The following is a 16,688-nucleotide window of genomic DNA, read 5'->3' as shown; positions in this document are numbered from 1 at the left end:
AAGACCAACCCAACCCGGCCAACTAGTCCTGCTCCGCCTCCACCTGGCGGTTCCAGTCCTTCTTCGTCGCCTGCCAGCGGTCCTCGTCGTGGCCCGTGCGCCAGTAGCCCGAGATGGAGACCTGGTCGCGGGGGATGCCATGGTCGACGAAGAGGAACCGGCGCAGTTCCTTGACGAAGGTGGCCTCGCCGTGGACGAAGGCGTGGACCTGGCCCGGCGGGAACTCGAGGTCCCTGACCGCGCGGACCAGTGCCTCGCCCACCGGGGCCGCGCCCCGGTGCAGCCACGTGATCGTGGCGTCGGTGGACGGCTCGAGCTTCTGCTCCTCGTCCGGGCCGCTGACCTCGATGAACGCGTGCGCGCGGGCACCGGCCGGGAGCTTCTCCAGTGACGCCGCGATCGCGGGCAGGGCGCTCTCGTCGCCCGCCAGCAGGTGCCAGTCGGCGTCGGGGGAGGGGGCGTACGAGCCGCCGGGGCCCATGAAACGGATCTCGTCACCCGGCGCCACGCTGGCCGCCCACGGGCCCGCGATGCCCTCGTCGCCGTGGTGGACGACGTCGATCCACAGCTCACCGGCGTCCCAGCGGCGCACGGTGTACGTGCGGATGCTCGGCCACTGCTCCCTGGGCAGTTCCTCCCGGATCCGCTGCATGTCGAACGGCTCGGGGTAGGTCACGCCGGCGGGTGGGAACAGCAGCTTCACGTAGTGGTCGGTGAACTCGCCCGCGCTGAACCCGGCGAGGCCGTCGCCGCCCAGCACCACGCGGGTCATGTGCGGTGTGAGCCGTTCCACACGCGACACGCGACCGAGCTTCGTACGGGGGTTCCTGCGTCCGCGAGCCTCTGCCATGAGGCCGATGGTAACCGTCCCGGCAGTGTGCGCGCAGTGTCCGGTAATTCACTGCTGGAGACCGCTCTCCCCGCGCTCTCATCCACCTGGAAGCGGGTCGCCCCGGCATACCTCCCCGCCGTATGGTCCGGGCAAGTCGCCTGCCGCTATGTCCATTTAGGACGGTTCTGATGAAGACGTTGACCAAGCTCGGGGCATTCGTGGTCGCCCTGATACTGGTGTTCACGAGTGCCTGGGCCGTCGGCCGCATCGTCGGTCCGCCGCCAACCGAGGCCGCCGCCGCACCAGCCCCCGCCGCACCCGCCGCGGCCGACGAGCACTCCGGACCCGGTGGCCTCACCGTGTCCGCGGAAAGCATGACCCTGAAGGTGCTCAACGAGTCCTTCCGGGCCGGGGAGGAACAGATCCTCGCCTTCCAGGTCCAGGAACGGGAGGGCACGCCGCTGCTGCAGTACAAGGCGCAGCACGACAAGCTGCTGCACCTGATCATCGCGCGGCACGACCTGTCCGGGTTCCAGCACATCCACCCGAACCTGGGCGCGGACGGCACGTGGCGGATCCCGGTCACGTTCCCCGAGGCAGGCACGTACAAGGTCTTCGCGGACTTCTTCCCCGGCTGGGGCATCCACGGGACCACGCTCGGCACGGACATCCAGGTGGCGGGCAACTTCACGCCGAAGACCCTGCCCGCGCCCTCGAGCACCGCGAACGTCGACGGGTACTCGGTGACGCTCTCCGGCAAGCTCGTCCCCGGCGAGTCGGCCAAGCTCACGATGCACGTGTCGAAGGACGGCAAGCCGGTCACCGACCTCGAACCGTACCTCGCCGCCTACGGCCACCTCGTGATGCTGCGCGGTGGTGACATGGCCTACATCCACGTCCACCCCGACGGCGAACCCGGCGACGGGAAGACCGCACCGGGACCGGAGATCGTGTTCCACGCCGAGGCCCCGTCCTACGGCCCGTACCGGCTGTACCTGGACTTCCAGCACCAGGGCAAGGTCCGCACCGCCGAGTTCACGGTGAACGTCGAGGGTCCGAACCCGCCGCCGCACGGCCTGTCGCCGGAAGTGTTCGAGCAGGCCAAGGCCACGAACCTGGCGGGCGGCAACAGCGCGGCACCCGGTGGCGCGAGCAGCGGCGCGGGCAGTGAGGGAGGGGCGACGCATGGCCACGGGGGCTGACCAGGTCGAGCTGGTCATCGGCGGCATGACCTGTGCGTCGTGCGCGGCGCGGGTCGAGGCACACCTGAACGAGATCGACGGTGTGGAGGCGACGGTCAACTACGCCACGGAGAAGGCGAAGGTGACGCACGCGTCGTCCGTGCCGGTGGCCGACGTGGTCGCCGCGATCGAGGAAATCGGCTACACGGCGAAACCCACGGTGAAACCAACTGCCAAGCCGAAGCCGAAGCCGACACCGGGTCAGGTCGAGCTGGTCATCGGCGGCATGACGTGCGCGTCGTGCGCGGCGCGGGTCGAGGCACACCTGAACGAGATCGACGGTGTGACCGCGACCGTCAACTACGCCACCGAGAAGGCGAAGGTCTCGCACCCGCCTGCCGTGGCGGTGGCCGACATCGTGGCGGCGATCGAGGAGATCGGCTACACCGCGACACCGCCCGCGGCCCCGAAACCCGTCGCGTCCGAAGTGGACGGAGTGGACGCGGGGGTGTCGGAGGAGGACGAGCACGACGCCGCCCTGCGGTCCGCGCGCAACCGGGTCCTCATCGTCGCCGTGCTGACGGTTCCCGTCGTCGTCATGTCGATGGTCCCGCTCTTCCAGTTCAACTACTGGCAGTGGGCCTGCCTCGCACTGTGCGGCCCGGTCGTCGTGTGGGGCGCGTTCCCGTTCCACAAGGCCGCGTTCGCGAACCTGCGCCACGGCGCCGCCACCATGGACACGCTGATCTCGGTCGGCACGATCTCCGCGTTCCTGTGGTCGCTGTGGACGTTGTTCCTCGGCGAAGCCGGCATGCCCGGCATGAAACACCCGTTCCGCATCACCATCGAGAGAACGGCCGGCGAGGCCAACATGTACCTCGAGGTGGCCGCGGGGGTCACCCTGTTCATCCTCTGCGGACGGTACTTCGAGGCGCGCGCCAAGCGCAGCTCCGGCGCCGCGCTGCGGGCACTGCTCTCGTTGGGTGCCAAGGACGTCGCCGTGCTGCGGGGCGGGGTCGAGACCACGATCCCGATCAGCGACCTCGCCGTCGGCGACCGGTTCGTGGTGCGGCCGGGGGAGAAGGTCGCGACCGACGGTGTGGTCGACGAAGGTTCGTCCGCGGTCGACGCGAGCATGCTCACCGGTGAGTCCGTGCCCGTCGAGGTGAGCAGCGGCGACGAGGTCGTCGGTGCCACCGTCAACGTGGGCGGGCGGCTCGTCGTGCGTGCGACCCGCGTCGGCGCCGACACCCAGCTCGCCCACATGGCGCGGCTCGTCGAGGACGCGCAGAACGGCAAGGCGAAGGTCCAGCGGCTCGCCGACCAGGTGTCCGCGGTGTTCGTGCCCGGAGTCATCGGGCTCGCGCTCGCCACGCTCGGCTACTGGTTCGGCGCGGGCGAGTCGTCCACGGCGGCGTTCACCGCCGCGGTGTCCGTGCTGATCATCGCCTGCCCGTGCGCGCTCGGCCTCGCCACCCCGACGGCGCTGCTCGTCGGCACCGGCCGGGGCGCGCAGCTCGGCATCCTCATCAAGGGCCCGCAGGTGCTGGAGTCCACCCGCACGGTGGACACCGTGGTGCTGGACAAGACCGGCACCGTCACCACCGGGGAGATGTCGCTCGTGGACGTCGTCCCCGCGGACGGTGTCGACGCCGACGACCTGCTGCGCCTGGCGGGTGGGCTGGAGAACGCGTCCGAGCACCCGATCGCCCGCGCCATCGCGGCCGGGGCCCGGGAGAAGGTCGGCGACCTGCCGACGCCGAAGGACTTCGTGAACGAGGCGGGGCTCGGCGTGCGGGGCACCGTGGACGGCCACCAGGTGGTCGTCGGCCGGGCCGCGTTCGCCGGGGAACTGCCCGCCGAGCTGGTAGCGGCGGCAGCGGTCGAGGGCCGGACCTCGGTCGTCGTGAGCTGGGACGGCGTGGTGCGCGGTCTGCTCATGGTGTCCGACACCGTCAAACCCACCAGCGCGGACGCGATCCGGCAGCTGCGTGCGCTCGGCCTCACCCCGGTCCTGCTGACCGGCGACAACGAGGCCGTCGCGAAGGCGGTCGCCGCTGAGGTCGGCATCACCGAGGTGATCGCCGAGGTGCTGCCCGCTGGCAAGGTCGCGGAGATCAAGCGGCTGCAGGCAGAAGGCCGCGTCGTCGCCATGGTCGGCGACGGGGTCAACGACGCCGCCGCGCTCGCACAGGCCGACCTCGGGCTCGCCATGGGCACCGGCACCGACGTCGCCATCGAGGCGGCGGACCTGACGCTGGTACGTGGCGACCTGCGCGTGGTCGCGGACGCGATCCGGTTGTCCCGCAGGACACTCGGCACGATCCGGTCCAACCTGTTCTGGGCGTTCGCCTACAACGTCGCGGCGATCCCGCTCGCGGCAGGTGGGCTGCTCAACCCCATGCTCGCCGGACTGATCATGGCGGGCAGCTCGGTGTTCGTGGTGTCCAACAGCCTGCGCCTGCGCACGTTCACGCCGAAGTCGGGCGCGACCGTGCCGGGGCAGGCGGCGCGTACGTCCACCGTGGAGAAGAAGGCGATGGTGGCGGCGTCCTGACCGGCAACCCGACCCTGTTGCTGCTGCACGCGGCCGGGCTGGACAGGACGAGCTGGGACGACGTCGTGGCGCGGATCCCCGGGTTCGCGCACGCCGTCGCCATCGACCTGCCCGGCCCGGTCACCTACGACCGGGCCGCCGTCCCAGCACTGGCCGACCACGTGGCCGAACGGATCGCCGAGCTCGGCCTGCACCGTCCGCACGTGGTCGGGCACTCGCTGGGCGCGGCGGTGGCACTGGAGTTGGCGTGCCGGGTGCCGGTGGCGGCCGTGACCGCCTTCTGCACCATCGGTTTCCACGCCACGACGCGCACCGCGACGTGCGGGGTGAAGATGCGGGCGCTGATGCGGGTGCTGCGTGCCGCGGGCCCGGTGGCGCGGACCCGGCTGCTGGACAGCCCGCTGTTCCACCGCTGGATCATGTCGCGGCTGTCGGCCCGCCCGGCCGCCATCTCGGCGCGGGTGGCCGCCGCTGACGTGAACTCGATGGTCGACAGCGATCTCGGTGTGCTGGCGGACTTCGCGTGCCAGTACGTACTGGCCGACCCGGAACGGCTCGCGGACGTTCCCGTGAACCTCGTGTGGGCGGACCAGGACCGCGTCGTCGCACGCTGCGACGCCCGGCACGCGGCGAAGCTGCTCCCGCACGCGTGGCACACGACCATGCACAGCTGCGGCCATCTTGTGATGCGCGACGACCCGGACGGCACCGCAGCCGTTGTTCACGCGAGCCACTCGCACCTGATGCGCGACCTTCAGCGGCGGATGACCGGTTAGTCGCGCTGGGCTGTTCTCGGTGTTCGTCTGCCCGTTGAGGCTGTCCTGCAGGGTTGGTCTCGGGGTGATTCCAGGGATGTCCTCGCCGGACGGGCCTCCTCGCCGGAGGGGCAGGTCTCTGGGATGGCAGGCAGCCTCGGGTGTGGTGTGGGGCTCGTGCCCCTGCGCGGGCCGTCCGCCGCACGCGGCTGCCTTTCACGGCACAAAAGATCGTCGGGTGCGGGCCGGGTGCGCAGCGCCTGGCCCGCGAGACGGGGGCATGACCGGGCCGCACTACCGCACGCCAGATCCAGGTTGGCCTAGTAGACAAGTCTCATAGATGACTTGTCTACTAGTGGCATGGTCCTCTCGCGCATCATTCTGGGGTTGCTCGCCATCGCTCCCATGACCGGTTATGACCTCAAGCGGCACTTCGACTCGACCGTCGGGCACTTCTGGGCGGCGGACAAAGCGCAGATCTACCGCACTCTCGCCCGTCTGGTCGCCGACGGGTTCGCCGAGGTCGAGAAGGTGGCCGGGGCCGGTGCGCCGGACCGTCAGGAGCACCGGGTCACCGCGGCTGGGCGGGCGGCGCTAGCCGAGTGGCTGTCCAGTGAGCCGGAGCGCCACGTCCAGCGTGACCCGTTTCTCGCGCGGGTGTTCTTCGGTGCCGATCTCGGTGCGGACGGTCTGCGGGCGCTCTTCGCGAGCCGTCGCGAGGAGGCCCGGTCGCAGCTCGCCGACTTCGAGCGGGTGCGTGCCGAGACCGCGGCGGCCGATCGTGGTGCCCGGCTCCGGCTCGCCACGCTGGACAACGGCATCGCGCACCTGCGTACCGAGCTCGCCTGGCTCGAGGCTGCCGAGGGGGAGTTCGCATGAGTTTCCCCGTGGTGCACGAGGCGCGTACCGACACCGGAGCGCCCCCGCTCGTCCTGCTGCACGGCGGCAACGTCGCGAACTGGATGTGGGAACCGCAGCTCGCCGAGTTCACCGACCGGACGGTGATCACGCCGGACCTGCCGGGCTTCGGTGCGCGGACCGGTGAGGACTGGCCGGGGCTGGACGCGGTCGCCGACGACGTGGTCGCGCGGATGGACGGTCCTTTCGACCTCGTCGGGCTGTCGCTCGGTGCGGTGACGGCGTTGCGGGTGCTGGCCCGCCACCCCGACCGTGTGCGGTCCGCGTTCCTCACCGGCGCGCCGCTCACGCCCGCGGGCGTGAGCGTCCGTCTGCTCACCCGGCTCCAGCTGGCGCTCTGGCGGGCTCGGTGGTTCTGGCGTGCCCAGGCCACCGCCTTCGGGCTGCCGGCGGACTCCCGCGAGCTGTACGTCACGCACGGGCTCTCGGTGCGCCGCGAGACGGCGTTCGCGATGTACACCGAGGTGTGCGCGGGTGGGGTGCCTGCGAACCTGGGTGACTACTCCGGTCCGCTGCTCGCGATCGCGGGCGAGAAGGAGTCCGCCGCGGTGCGAGAGTCCCTGGCGCTGGTCGCCGAGGCGGCACCGCAGGCGCGGCTGCGGCTCGCCCCGGGGATGCGCCACATCTGGAACGTGGAGGACAGCGGCCTGTTCAACGAGGTCCTGCGTGCCTGGCTGGCCGGGAGTATCGACCCGCGTTTCCTCGAAACGGTAACCGGGCGGTAATTCCACACTTGGCAGGCGGTTGTTTTTCGAGCAGTTCCGGGGATTTCGCTGAATCGGGGGAACCACACGTTCGCCAGGGACGACTACTCACACGAGACCGCTATGAAGAATTCATGGACAACGGCGTTCGGTTCTCATGTGGTCCCTGTGCATGACGTCACCGCTCCAGACTGAAATATCCCAGAGGACTTCTCATGAAAATTTCCCCACAGGCAGGTAAGAAGTTCGGCGTCGTCGTCGAGGGCTTCAACGCGGAGACGGCTTCTGCCGAGGACATCGCGGAGCTCAAGAAGGCCGTCTACACCAACAAGATCGCCGTGCTGAAGAACCAGGACCTGGACCCCGGGCAGTTCCTCGCGCTGGGCAAGCGGATGGGCGAGGTGGCCGAGTACTACGAGCCGGTCTACCACCACCCGGAGGTCAAGGAGGTCTTCGTCTCCTCCAACGTGAAGGAGGAGGACGGCAGCCAGATGGGCGTGCCGAAGACCGGCAAGTTCTGGCACTCCGACTACCAGTTCATGCCGCGCCCCTTCGACCTGACGCTGATCTACCCGCAGGTGGTGCCGTCGAAGAACCGCGGCACGTTCTTCATCAACATGGCCGACGCCTACGAGAAGCTGTCGGCCGACCTGAAGCAGGCGGTCAAGGACACCACCGCCACGCACAGCGTGCTGCGGTACTTCAAGATCCGCCCGACCGACGTCTACCGGCCGATCTCGGAGATCATCGAGGAGGTCAACGCGAAGACCCCGCCGGTGACCGACGCGACCGTCGTCAAGCACCCGTTCACGGGTGAGGACATCCTGTACCTCAGCGAGGGCTTCACGCTGTCCGTCCAGGACGCGGCAGGCAACGACCGCGCGGACCTGCTCAAGGAGCTGCTGGACGCCTCCGGCCAGCTCGACCGCACCTACGAGCACGACAACATCCACCTGCAGACCTTCGAGAAGGGCGACATGCTGGTGTGGGACAACCGCACCCTCGTGCACCGCGCGCTGCACACCGCGACGCCGGAGCCGGCCGTGTCCTTCCGCGTCACGGTGTACGACAACGACGCGGCCGCATAGCGGGGCGAGCAGGACGCGGGTGGAATTCCAGTTCACTGCCGACGGAATTCCAGTCCACTGTGGAAATCTCAGGCCCAGGGATCGGGTACGGCGGGCGCTCTGACAATCCGGGCGCCCGCCGAACCCGTGGTTTCTCTCCGCACTGAGGGTGAGGCAGTCATGGCAGAGCGGTTGACCGCGGAGTTGGTTCGTGCCGATGTCGCGGCGTTGTTGTACGTCAACGCGGACGAAATAGACGAAGGGGACAACCTCTTCGACAGCGGGCTCGACTCGATACGCCTGCTGACGCTGTTGGAGAAGTGGCGGGAGGCCGGGGTCGTGGTCAGTTTCGTGGAACTGGCCGAGCAACCCACGCTCGCGGACTGGTCGAGACTGCTGACCGCCCGGCAGCCGGTGGTCCTGGATGCCTGACCGCCGTGGCGTGCGGGTCGGGCTGACCGCCGCGCAGGAGGGCATCTGGACCGGGCAGGAGTTCGATCCGGACAGCCCCGCCTTCAACACCGCCGAGTACGTGACGATCCACGGCCCGGTGGACATCGCGCTGTTCGACCGGGCCGTGCGCACGGCCGTCGGCGAGACCGACGTGCTGTCCGCCCGCTTCGGGGAGGACGACGACGAGGACGGCGGACAGGCCTGGCAGGAGATCGGCGACTGCCCGGACTGGACGATGACGGTCGTCGACGTCGCGGGCGAGCAGGACCCGGTCGCCGCCGCGCTGGCGTGGATGCGTGCCGACCTCGCGGTACCCGTCGACCTGCGGCGCGGTCCGGTGTTCGGGCAGGCGCTGTTCCGGGCCGGTCCCGAGCTCTTCCTGTGGTACCAGCGGGTGCACCACATCGCGCTCGACGGCTTCGGCCTGTCGCTCGTCGCGCGCCGCGTCGCGGAGGTCTACACCGCGCTCGTCGCGGGCACCGAGCCGGAGCCCAGCGGGTTCGGTGTACTGGCCGACGTGGTCGCCGAGGACCTGACCTACCGCGACTCGCCCCGGTTCGCCGTGGACCGCGACTTCTGGACGGACAAGGCGGAGGGCAAACCGGTCCCGGTGGTCCTCGCGCACCGGTCGGGGGTGCTGGCGCACGGCGTCGTGCGGGAGAGCGCGGACCTCGACGGCGCCGACCTCGCGACGCTGAAGAACGCCGTCGGTGCCGCGACGTGGAGCGAGACCCTGACCGCCGCGTTCGCCGCCTACCTGCACCGCATGACCGGCGCCGCCGACCTGGTGTTCGCGCTGCCGGTCATGGCCCGCATCGGGTCCGTGTCGCTGCGGGTGCCGTGCATGGTGACCAACGTCGTGCCGCTGTGGCTGCACGTCGCGCCCGGCATGTCCCTCGCCGATCTCACCAGGCAGGTCGCCGGGGAGCTGCGGGCCGGCAGGCCGCACCTGCGCTACCGGTACGAGCAGCTGCGCCGCGACCTCAAACTCGTTGCCAGCGAACGGAAGCTGTTCGGCCCGTCGGTCAACATCATGCCGTTCGACTACGGCCTGCGCTTCGCCGGGCACCGCGGCGTGGTGCACAACGTCAGCGCGGGCCTGGTCGAGGACCTGGTGCTGCACGTGTACGACCGCGCGGACGGCAGCGGGCTGCGGATCGTCGTGGACGCCAATCCGAACTGCTACACCGCCGACGAGGTCGCCACGCACCTGCGCCGGTTCCTGACCTTCCTGCGTCGCCTCACCACCGCGCCTGCCGCGCCGATCGCCGGCGCCGACCTGCTGCTCGACGGTGAGCGCCACCGGCTCCTGACCGAGTGGAACGACACCGCGCGGGTCGTGCCGCCGGTGACCGTGCCCGACCTGTTCGAGGAGCGGGTCGCCGCGACCCCGGACCGGACCGCGCTCGTCGCCGACGGCGGCACGTACACGTTCGCGGAGCTGAACCGGCGCGCCAACCGGCTGGCCAGGCTCCTTGTCGAGGAGGGCGCCGCCCCCGAGTGCCACGCGGCGCTCCTGTTGCCCCGCACCGCGGACGCGATCGTCGCGCTGTTCGCGGTGCTCAAGGCCGGCGCGGGCTACGTGCCGATCGACCCCGACCACCCCGTGCGGCGCATCGCGCTCACCCTCGCCGACAGCACACCGGTCGTACTGGTCACCACCGAGGCCCTGCGCGCCACCGCGGAAGCCGCGGACGCCACCAGAGTGGTCGTGCTCGACGACCCGGCCACCGCGGCCCGGCTCGACGGGCTGTCCGACCGGGACCTCACCGACGGCGAACGGCACGCGCCGCTCATCCCCGCCAACCCGGCCTGCCTCATCCACACCTCCGGCTCGACCGGCACGCCCAAGGGTGTCGTGATCGAGCACAGTGGACTGGTCAACCTGTTCTTCCACCACCGCGACACGCTGATCCGGCCGAACGCGAGTGGCCGGACGATGAAGGCCGTGCTGTCCGCGTCCCTGTCGTTCGACACCTCGTGGGAGGGGCTGCTGTGGCTCCTCGACGGCCACGAGCTGCACTTCGTCGGTGAGGACGTGCGCCGCGAACCCGCCGCGATGCTCGACTACATCCACGCCCGGCGCGTCGACTTCCTCGACATCACCCCGACCTACGCCGAGGAGCTCCTCGCGACCGGGTTGCTGGCCGAGGGCAGGCACCGCCCGGCCGTGATCGCGCTCGGCGGCGAGGCCACCGGGCCCGCGCTGTGGTCGGCACTGCGCGCCGCGCCGGACATCGCCACCTACAACCTGTACGGCCCCACCGAGTGCACAGTGGACACACTGCACTGCGCGCTCGCCGACAGCCCGGACCCCGTCGTGGGCCGCCCGATCGCGAACACCAGGGCGTACGTGCTGGACAACGCGCTCGACCTGGTGCCACCCGGCGTGGTCGGCGAGCTGTACTTCGGCGGCGCCCCGGTCGCCCGCGGCTACCACGAACGGCCGGGCCTGACGGCGGAACGGTTCACCGAAGACCCGTTCGGCCTGCCGGGCGACCGGATGTACCGCACCGGCGACCTGGCGCGGTGGCGGCCGGACGGCACGCTCGAGTTCCTCGGCCGCGCCGACGACCAGGTGAAGGTGCGCGGGTTCCGCATCGAACCGGGCGAGATCGAAAGCGTCCTGAGTGGACATCCGCAGGTCGGGCAGGCCGCGGTCGTCGTCCGCGACGGCAGGCTCGTCGCCTACGTGGTCCCCGGTGACACCGTGCACACCGCTCCCGAACCCGCCGCGCTGCGCCAGTACGCGGCAGAACGGATGCCGGACTACCTGGTGCCACCCGCGTACGTCGTCGTGGACCGGCTGCCCCGCACCACCAACGGCAAGCTCGACCGCGCCGCGCTGCCCGCACCCGACCACGCCGCGCTGACCACTGGCCGGCCACCCCGCGACCGGCGGGAAGCCGTGCTGTGCGGGATGTTCGCCGACCTGCTCGGCGTCGAGACGGTCGGCATCGACGACGACTTCTTCTCCCTCGGCGGGCACTCGCTGCTCGTCGGCAGGCTCATCGGGCGGATCCGCACCGAGTTCGGCGTCAAGCTCGGCATCCGCGCGGTGTTCGAGGCGCCGACGGTCGCCACGCTCGCGCCCCGGCTCACCACGGAGGCCGACGAGAACGCGTACGAGCCGCTGCTTCCCCTGCGCACCAACGGCAGCGGGCCACCGCTGTTCTGCGTCGCCCCGGCCACCGGCCTCGCGTGGGCCTACGCCGGGCTGCTCGCCCGCCTGCCGGACCAGCCGCTGTACGGGCTGCAGCTCGTCGGCGCGGACCAGCACGCCGGGGTCGCGGAGCTGGCGGCCGACCTCGTACGGCACATCAGGTCCGTGCAGCGGACCGGGCCGTACCACCTGCTCGGCGCGTCGTTCGGCGGGCTGGTCGCGCACGAGGTCGCGGCACAGCTCGAGGAGGACGGCGACCGGGTCGAGGTGCTCGCACTGCTCGACGCGTACCCGTTCCCGGATTCCATGCGCGACCAGCAGGCGCCGACCGAGGACGAGTTCGCCAGGCACGTGCCCGACGCCGCCGGCTTCGGCGCGTTTGACCGGCTGTACCGCACCTACGCGCACTGCGCCCGGATCGGTTCGGTGTGGACCCCCCGCCACACCAGTGCCGCGGTGGTCCTGTTCGCCGCGACCGAGGAACGGGCCCCGGACTGGCCGGGCCCGGACAGCTGGCAGTCGCATGTGGACGGACTGGACGTGCGGCCCGTGGCCGCGACCCACCACGGGATGACCGAGGCGGCCGCACTGGACGTCGTCGGCGCGGTCCTCGCGGGCCGCACCGGGCTGAGGAGGGCGTCGTGATCGGCCGCCGCGAGTGGCTCGGACTGTGGACGGTCCTGGCCGCCACCTTCATGACCCAGGTCGACGGGTTCATCGTCAACGTGGCGAGCCCGTCGATCCAGCACGACCTGGACGCGGGCTTCGACCAGATCCAGTTCGTCGGCGCCGCCTACGTGGTCGCGTTCGGCGCGCTGCTGATCACCGGCGCGCGGCTCGGCGACCGCGCCGGGCACCGGACGGTGTTCCTGTGGGGCGTCGCCGGGTTCACCCTGACCTCGCTGATCTGCGGGCTCGCGCCGAACGCGGAACTCCTCATCGCGGCGCGGTTCCTGCAGGGGGCCACGGCCGCGTTCATGGCGCCGCAGGTCCTGTCGATCATCCGCGCGACCGTGTCCGACACCGAGCAGCGCGCGAAGGCCGTCAGCGTGTACGGCGTCGTGATCGGGCTCGGCGTGATCAGCGGCATCGCGGGCGGCGGCATCCTCGTCGACCTGGACATCGCCGGGCTCGGCTGGCGACCCGTGCTGCTCGTGAACGTGCCCATCGGGCTCGCGATCCTGGCACTGGGCAGGCTCCTGCCGACCGGTGTCGCGAACCGGGAAAGCCGCCTCGACCTCGCAGGCGCCGCGCTCACCACGGTCGCGCTGCCCGCACTGCTGGTGCCGTTGATCTTCGGGCCCGGCGGCGCGTGGTGGCTGTGGCTCGGGCTGCCGCTTTCCGCCGTCGTGTTCGCCGCGCTCGCGCGACAGCAGCGCGGGCTCGTCGCCGCCGGCGGCGCACCGCTGTTCCCGCCGAGGGTGTTCCGCGCGCGCGGCATGCGCCTGTCCCTGCTCACCGTCGCCGCCCTCTTCGCCACGAACTCGGGACTGTTCCTGGTGTTCACCTACTACCTGCAGACCGGGCTGGGGCTCGAACCGTTCGCCGCCGGGCTGATGTTCGTGCCGCTCGGCGTCGGGTTCTCCCTCGCCTCCGCCGCGAACCGGTGGCTCACCAGGCGGATCGACGCACCGATCCCGATCATCGGCTGCGCCACGGTCGCCGCCGTGCTGCTCGGCGGCGCGGCGATCACCCAGGCGGCACAGGACGCGCAGCCCGCGCTGCTCGCGGTCATGATCGGGCTCGCAGGCCTCGGCCAGGGCATGGTCGTCACCCCACTGGTCGCCGGGATCCTCAGCCGCGTCGAACCGGCCGACGCGGGTGCCGCGTCCGGCATGGCCACGACCGTCACCCAGCTCGGCCTCGCGCTCGGCGTGGCCGTCGCCGGTGGCTGGTACCGGACCGTCCTCGGCGCCACCCCCGGCGAACCCGGGGTGCCGTTCACCGACCACGCGACGGCGTTCATGGCCGCCGCCGTGCTGCTCGCGGTGTCCGCCACCGTCACCAGCCTGCTCAACGCGCGGCTGCACCGGCTGCCCGCGACCCCCGATCCCCAACCCCAAGCCGCAACACCGGAAAACAGGGCGGCACCGGTTGCCGCCCCGACCACCCAGAGGAGCCCATGATGAAGGTCAGGACTGTCCTGGTGGCCCTAGGCGCGCTGTGTCTGGCCACGACGGCGGCGTGCGCCACGACCACGACCGCCGAGGAGTCCGGGGACCAGGCCACGTCCGCCGCCTACCCGGTCACCATCACCAACTGCGGCAAGGAGTACACCTACGACAAGGCGCCGAGCCGGGTCGTGGTCATGAACGGCGGCTCGGTCGCCGAGGTGTCCGCGCTGCTGGAGCTCGGCCTCGGCGACAAGATCGTCGCCAACGCGCAGTCCTACGGCGACTCCGAGGTGCCCGGCCGCGTCGACGAGATCAAGGCGCTGCCCACCGGCGACATCGAGCTGAACGAGATGATGGACATCCCGCGCGAGGCGATGATCGGCCTCACGCCGGACTTCGTGATCTCCACCTACGACGGCGGCTTCCGCGCCGAGGCGGGCTTCGCCACCCGCGACGACCTGGCGAAGATCGGTGCCAACACCTACGCGCCGGAGAGCGCCTGCGGTGACGTCGGCACGGTCAGCCACGAGCCGACCATCGAGGACAGCTACGCGATGCTGCGCGACCTCGGCAAGATCTTCGGCGTCTCCGACAAGGCGGAGAAGATCATCGCCGACTCGGAGGAGCGGATCGCGGCCATCGAGAAGAAGGTCGCGGACGCACCAGAGCTGAAGGCGATGCTGATCATCCCCGGCATGGCCATGGGCGACCAGTTCAGCTCCGTCGGCGACAACGGCATCTGGAACGACATCATGGCGAAGGCCGGTGTCACCAACGCGTTCGCCGGTGCCTCGGAGAACATGTTCACCAACCCCAGCAAGGAGCAGGTCGCGAAGGCCGACATCGACGCGCTGGTCGTCGTGAACTACCAGTCGCCCGACTCGGACGCCGACGCGCAGGCGCTGTTCGACCAGTTCCCGCAGTGGGACGCCGCGAAGGACAAGCGCTACGTCGTCCTGTCCGACTCGATCTACCTCGGCCCGAGCAACGCCGTCGCCGTCGAGGAGATCGCGAAGGCATTCCACCCGGACGCGTTCTGATGACTGCCACCCCCATCACCACGCGCCCCGCGCCCCGGCCGCTCACCAAGGCGGCCGGGGCGCGGCCCGCGCCGCTTTCCTCGGTCCCGCTCCCGGTGTCGCTGGTGGTGCTCGGCGCGCTGCTGGTCGTGGTGATCCTGGCGGCGTCCGCGATCGGCTCGGTGACGTTCTCCCTCGGTGACAGCTGGCAGATCGTCCAGGCCCACATCTTCGGCGGCGAGGTGAACCCGGCCCACGACCAGATCATCTGGGAGTTCCGGATCCCGCGCGTGCTGCTCGCCGCCCTGGCAGGCGCCGGGCTCGCGGTGACCGGTGTGGTGCTCCAGGCACTGGTGAACAACCCGCTCGCCGACCCGTTCATCCTCGGGGTCTCGGCGGGCGGCTCGGTCGGTGCCGTGACCGTCATGGCGCTGGGCGCGGGAGCGCTCGGCGGCCTCGGCGTGTCCGGCGCCGCGTTCCTCGGCGCGACGCTCGCCGTCGGCCTGGTGTTCCTGCTCGGCCAGCAGGGCGGCAAGCTCAACCCGGTGCGGCTGGTGCTGGCCGGGGTCGTGGTGAGCTACGTGTTCACGTCGGTCACGAACTTCATGCAGCTGCAGACCGAGCCCAACAACATGCGGGCGATCATGTTCTGGCTGCTGGGCAGCGTGTCCGGCGCGCACTGGGAGCAGTTGCACATCGCCGGGGTCGTCGTCATCGCCTCGACGCTGCTGCTCACGCTGTACGGCCGCCAGCTCAACGCCCTGGTCACCGGCGACGAGTCGGCGACCGCCCTCGGCGTCGACGTCAAACGGCTGCGGCTGATCCTGATCGTGCTCAGCTCACTGGTCGCGGGCGTCCTCATCGCGGTGGCGGGCGGCATCGGGTTCGTCGGCCTCATGGTCCCGCACCTGGTCCGCCTCACCTTCGGCGTCGACCACCGCAAGGTCTTGCCCCTGGCCGCCCTGGTGGGCGCGATCTACCTGGTGATCGTCGACCTGCTGTCGCGGACCGTCGACCCACCGAACGAACTGCCCCTCAACATCCTGACCGCCCTCTTCGGCGCGCCGTTCTTCATCTGGCTCATGCGCCGGGATCGGAGCCTGGCCCACTCATGAAACTGCAGGTCAACCAGGTGAGTGTGAGCCTCGGCGGCAAGCAGATCCTCCACGACGTGGATCTCGACGTGGCGCCGGGCGAGTTCGTCGGCCTGATCGGGCCGAACGGCAGCGGCAAGTCGACGCTGCTGCGGACGATCTACCGGTCGGTGCGGCCCGCCGCCGGGACTGTCCACCTCGGTGAGCAGGACGTCTGGGGCATGTCGGCGCGGACCGCGGCCCGGCACACCGCCGCGGTGCTGCAGAACTGCCCGACCCCGCCCGGGCTGACCGTGCGCGAGGTGGCCGAGCTGGGGCGCACCCCGCACCACGGCATGTTCGACCGGAACGGGCACACCGACCGGGAGATCGTGGACGCGGCGCTGGCGCGGACCGGCATGGCCGACCACGCGGACCGCATCTACGGGTCGCTGTCGGGTGGTGAGCGGCAGCGGGTGCTGCTCGCCCGCGCGCTCGCGCAGGAGCCGAAACTGCTGGTCCTCGACGAGCCGACCAACCACCTCGACATCCGCGCCCGGTTCGAGCTGCTCGAGCTGGTGCACACGGTCGGGGTCACGACCCTGGCCGTGCTGCACGACCTCGACCTCGCCGCCCGCAGCTGTGACCGGCTGGTCGTGCTCGACGGCGGCCGGGTCGTCGCGGTGGGGCCGGTGCTCGAGGCGCTGTCGCCCGCGGTGCTGTCGGAGGTGTTCGGGGTGACCGCGGCGACGGAGCGTCACGATGACGGCATTGTCCGGGTCACCTACGGTGCACGACCGCTGGCGAGGGCGAGCTAGTGCGGTGCTGGAGCATTGCCCGGAAATCGACTGA

General features: G+C 70.9%; 13 protein-coding genes. 12 read left to right on the top strand and 1 reads right to left on the bottom strand.

What is annotated here, in order from left to right:
* Window positions 1-22 precede the first annotated feature (22 nt).
* Window positions 23-850 (bottom strand): siderophore-interacting protein, encoded by an 828-nt coding sequence (locus FHR82_RS28255; RefSeq protein ID WP_184813598.1) that lies wholly within the window; start codon window positions 848-850, stop codon window positions 23-25.
* Between the two features lie 170 nt (window positions 851-1,020).
* On the opposite strand from FHR82_RS28255, the gene FHR82_RS28250 reads away from it, so the two are divergent.
* The 12 genes from FHR82_RS28250 (at window position 1,021) to FHR82_RS28190 (ending at window position 16,654) form a co-directional block, all read left to right on the top strand.
* A complete protein-coding gene (locus FHR82_RS28250; protein ID WP_184813597.1) occupies window positions 1,021-2,034 on the top strand; it encodes a DUF8832 domain-containing protein in 1,014 nt (337 codons plus the stop codon).
* Window positions 2,018-4,570, top strand: coding sequence for a heavy metal translocating P-type ATPase (locus FHR82_RS28240; protein WP_225943904.1), 2,553 nt, complete (start codon window positions 2,018-2,020; stop codon window positions 4,568-4,570). The genes FHR82_RS28250 and FHR82_RS28240 overlap by 17 nt, the downstream gene beginning before the upstream one ends.
* 17 nt (window positions 4,571-4,587) lie before the next feature.
* Window positions 4,588-5,346 (top strand): alpha/beta fold hydrolase, encoded by a 759-nt coding sequence (locus FHR82_RS28235; RefSeq protein ID WP_184813596.1) that lies wholly within the window; start codon window positions 4,588-4,590, stop codon window positions 5,344-5,346.
* A 339-nt stretch (window positions 5,347-5,685) separates the two neighbouring features.
* Window positions 5,686-6,204, top strand: a complete 519-nt coding sequence (locus FHR82_RS28230) for a PadR family transcriptional regulator (protein WP_184813595.1) — start codon at window positions 5,686-5,688, stop codon at window positions 6,202-6,204.
* Window positions 6,201-6,968 carry an alpha/beta fold hydrolase gene (locus FHR82_RS28225; protein WP_184813594.1) on the top strand — a complete coding sequence of 256 codons (768 nt, stop codon included), beginning with the start codon at window positions 6,201-6,203 and terminating at the stop codon, window positions 6,966-6,968. The genes FHR82_RS28230 and FHR82_RS28225 overlap by 4 nt, the downstream gene beginning before the upstream one ends.
* A gap of 194 nt (window positions 6,969-7,162) precedes the next feature.
* Window positions 7,163-8,035 carry a (3R)-3-[(carboxymethyl)amino]fatty acid oxygenase/decarboxylase gene (scoE, locus tag FHR82_RS28220; RefSeq protein ID WP_184813593.1) on the top strand — a complete coding sequence of 291 codons (873 nt, stop codon included), beginning with the start codon at window positions 7,163-7,165 and terminating at the stop codon, window positions 8,033-8,035.
* A gap of 159 nt (window positions 8,036-8,194) precedes the next feature.
* Window positions 8,195-8,446, top strand: coding sequence for a phosphopantetheine-binding protein (locus FHR82_RS28215; protein ID WP_184813592.1), 252 nt, complete (start codon window positions 8,195-8,197; stop codon window positions 8,444-8,446).
* Complete coding sequence (locus FHR82_RS28210) at window positions 8,439-12,275, top strand: non-ribosomal peptide synthetase (protein WP_184813591.1); 3,837 nt, start codon at window positions 8,439-8,441, stop codon at window positions 12,273-12,275. Before FHR82_RS28215 ends, FHR82_RS28210 begins: the two co-directional genes overlap by 8 nt.
* Window positions 12,272-13,756 carry an MFS transporter gene (locus FHR82_RS28205; protein ID WP_184813590.1) on the top strand — a complete coding sequence of 495 codons (1,485 nt, stop codon included), beginning with the start codon at window positions 12,272-12,274 and terminating at the stop codon, window positions 13,754-13,756. The genes FHR82_RS28210 and FHR82_RS28205 overlap by 4 nt, the downstream gene beginning before the upstream one ends.
* Window positions 13,756-14,784 (top strand): ABC transporter substrate-binding protein, encoded by a 1,029-nt coding sequence (locus FHR82_RS28200; RefSeq protein ID WP_221464400.1) that lies wholly within the window; start codon window positions 13,756-13,758, stop codon window positions 14,782-14,784. Before FHR82_RS28205 ends, FHR82_RS28200 begins: the two co-directional genes overlap by 1 nt.
* Entirely contained in the window at window positions 14,784-15,878 is a 1,095-nt protein-coding gene (locus FHR82_RS28195) for a FecCD family ABC transporter permease (protein WP_184813588.1), read from the top strand. The genes FHR82_RS28200 and FHR82_RS28195 overlap by 1 nt, the downstream gene beginning before the upstream one ends.
* Complete coding sequence (locus FHR82_RS28190; protein ID WP_184813587.1) at window positions 15,875-16,654, top strand: ABC transporter ATP-binding protein; 780 nt, start codon at window positions 15,875-15,877, stop codon at window positions 16,652-16,654. Before FHR82_RS28195 ends, FHR82_RS28190 begins: the two co-directional genes overlap by 4 nt.
* Window positions 16,655-16,688: the final 34 nt, after the last annotated feature.

It is taken from the genome of Actinophytocola algeriensis (assembly GCF_014203735.1).
Taxonomy (GTDB): Bacteria; Actinomycetota; Actinomycetes; order Mycobacteriales; family Pseudonocardiaceae; genus Actinophytocola; species Actinophytocola algeriensis.
This window is presented reverse-complemented; position numbering and strand designations above follow the sequence as displayed.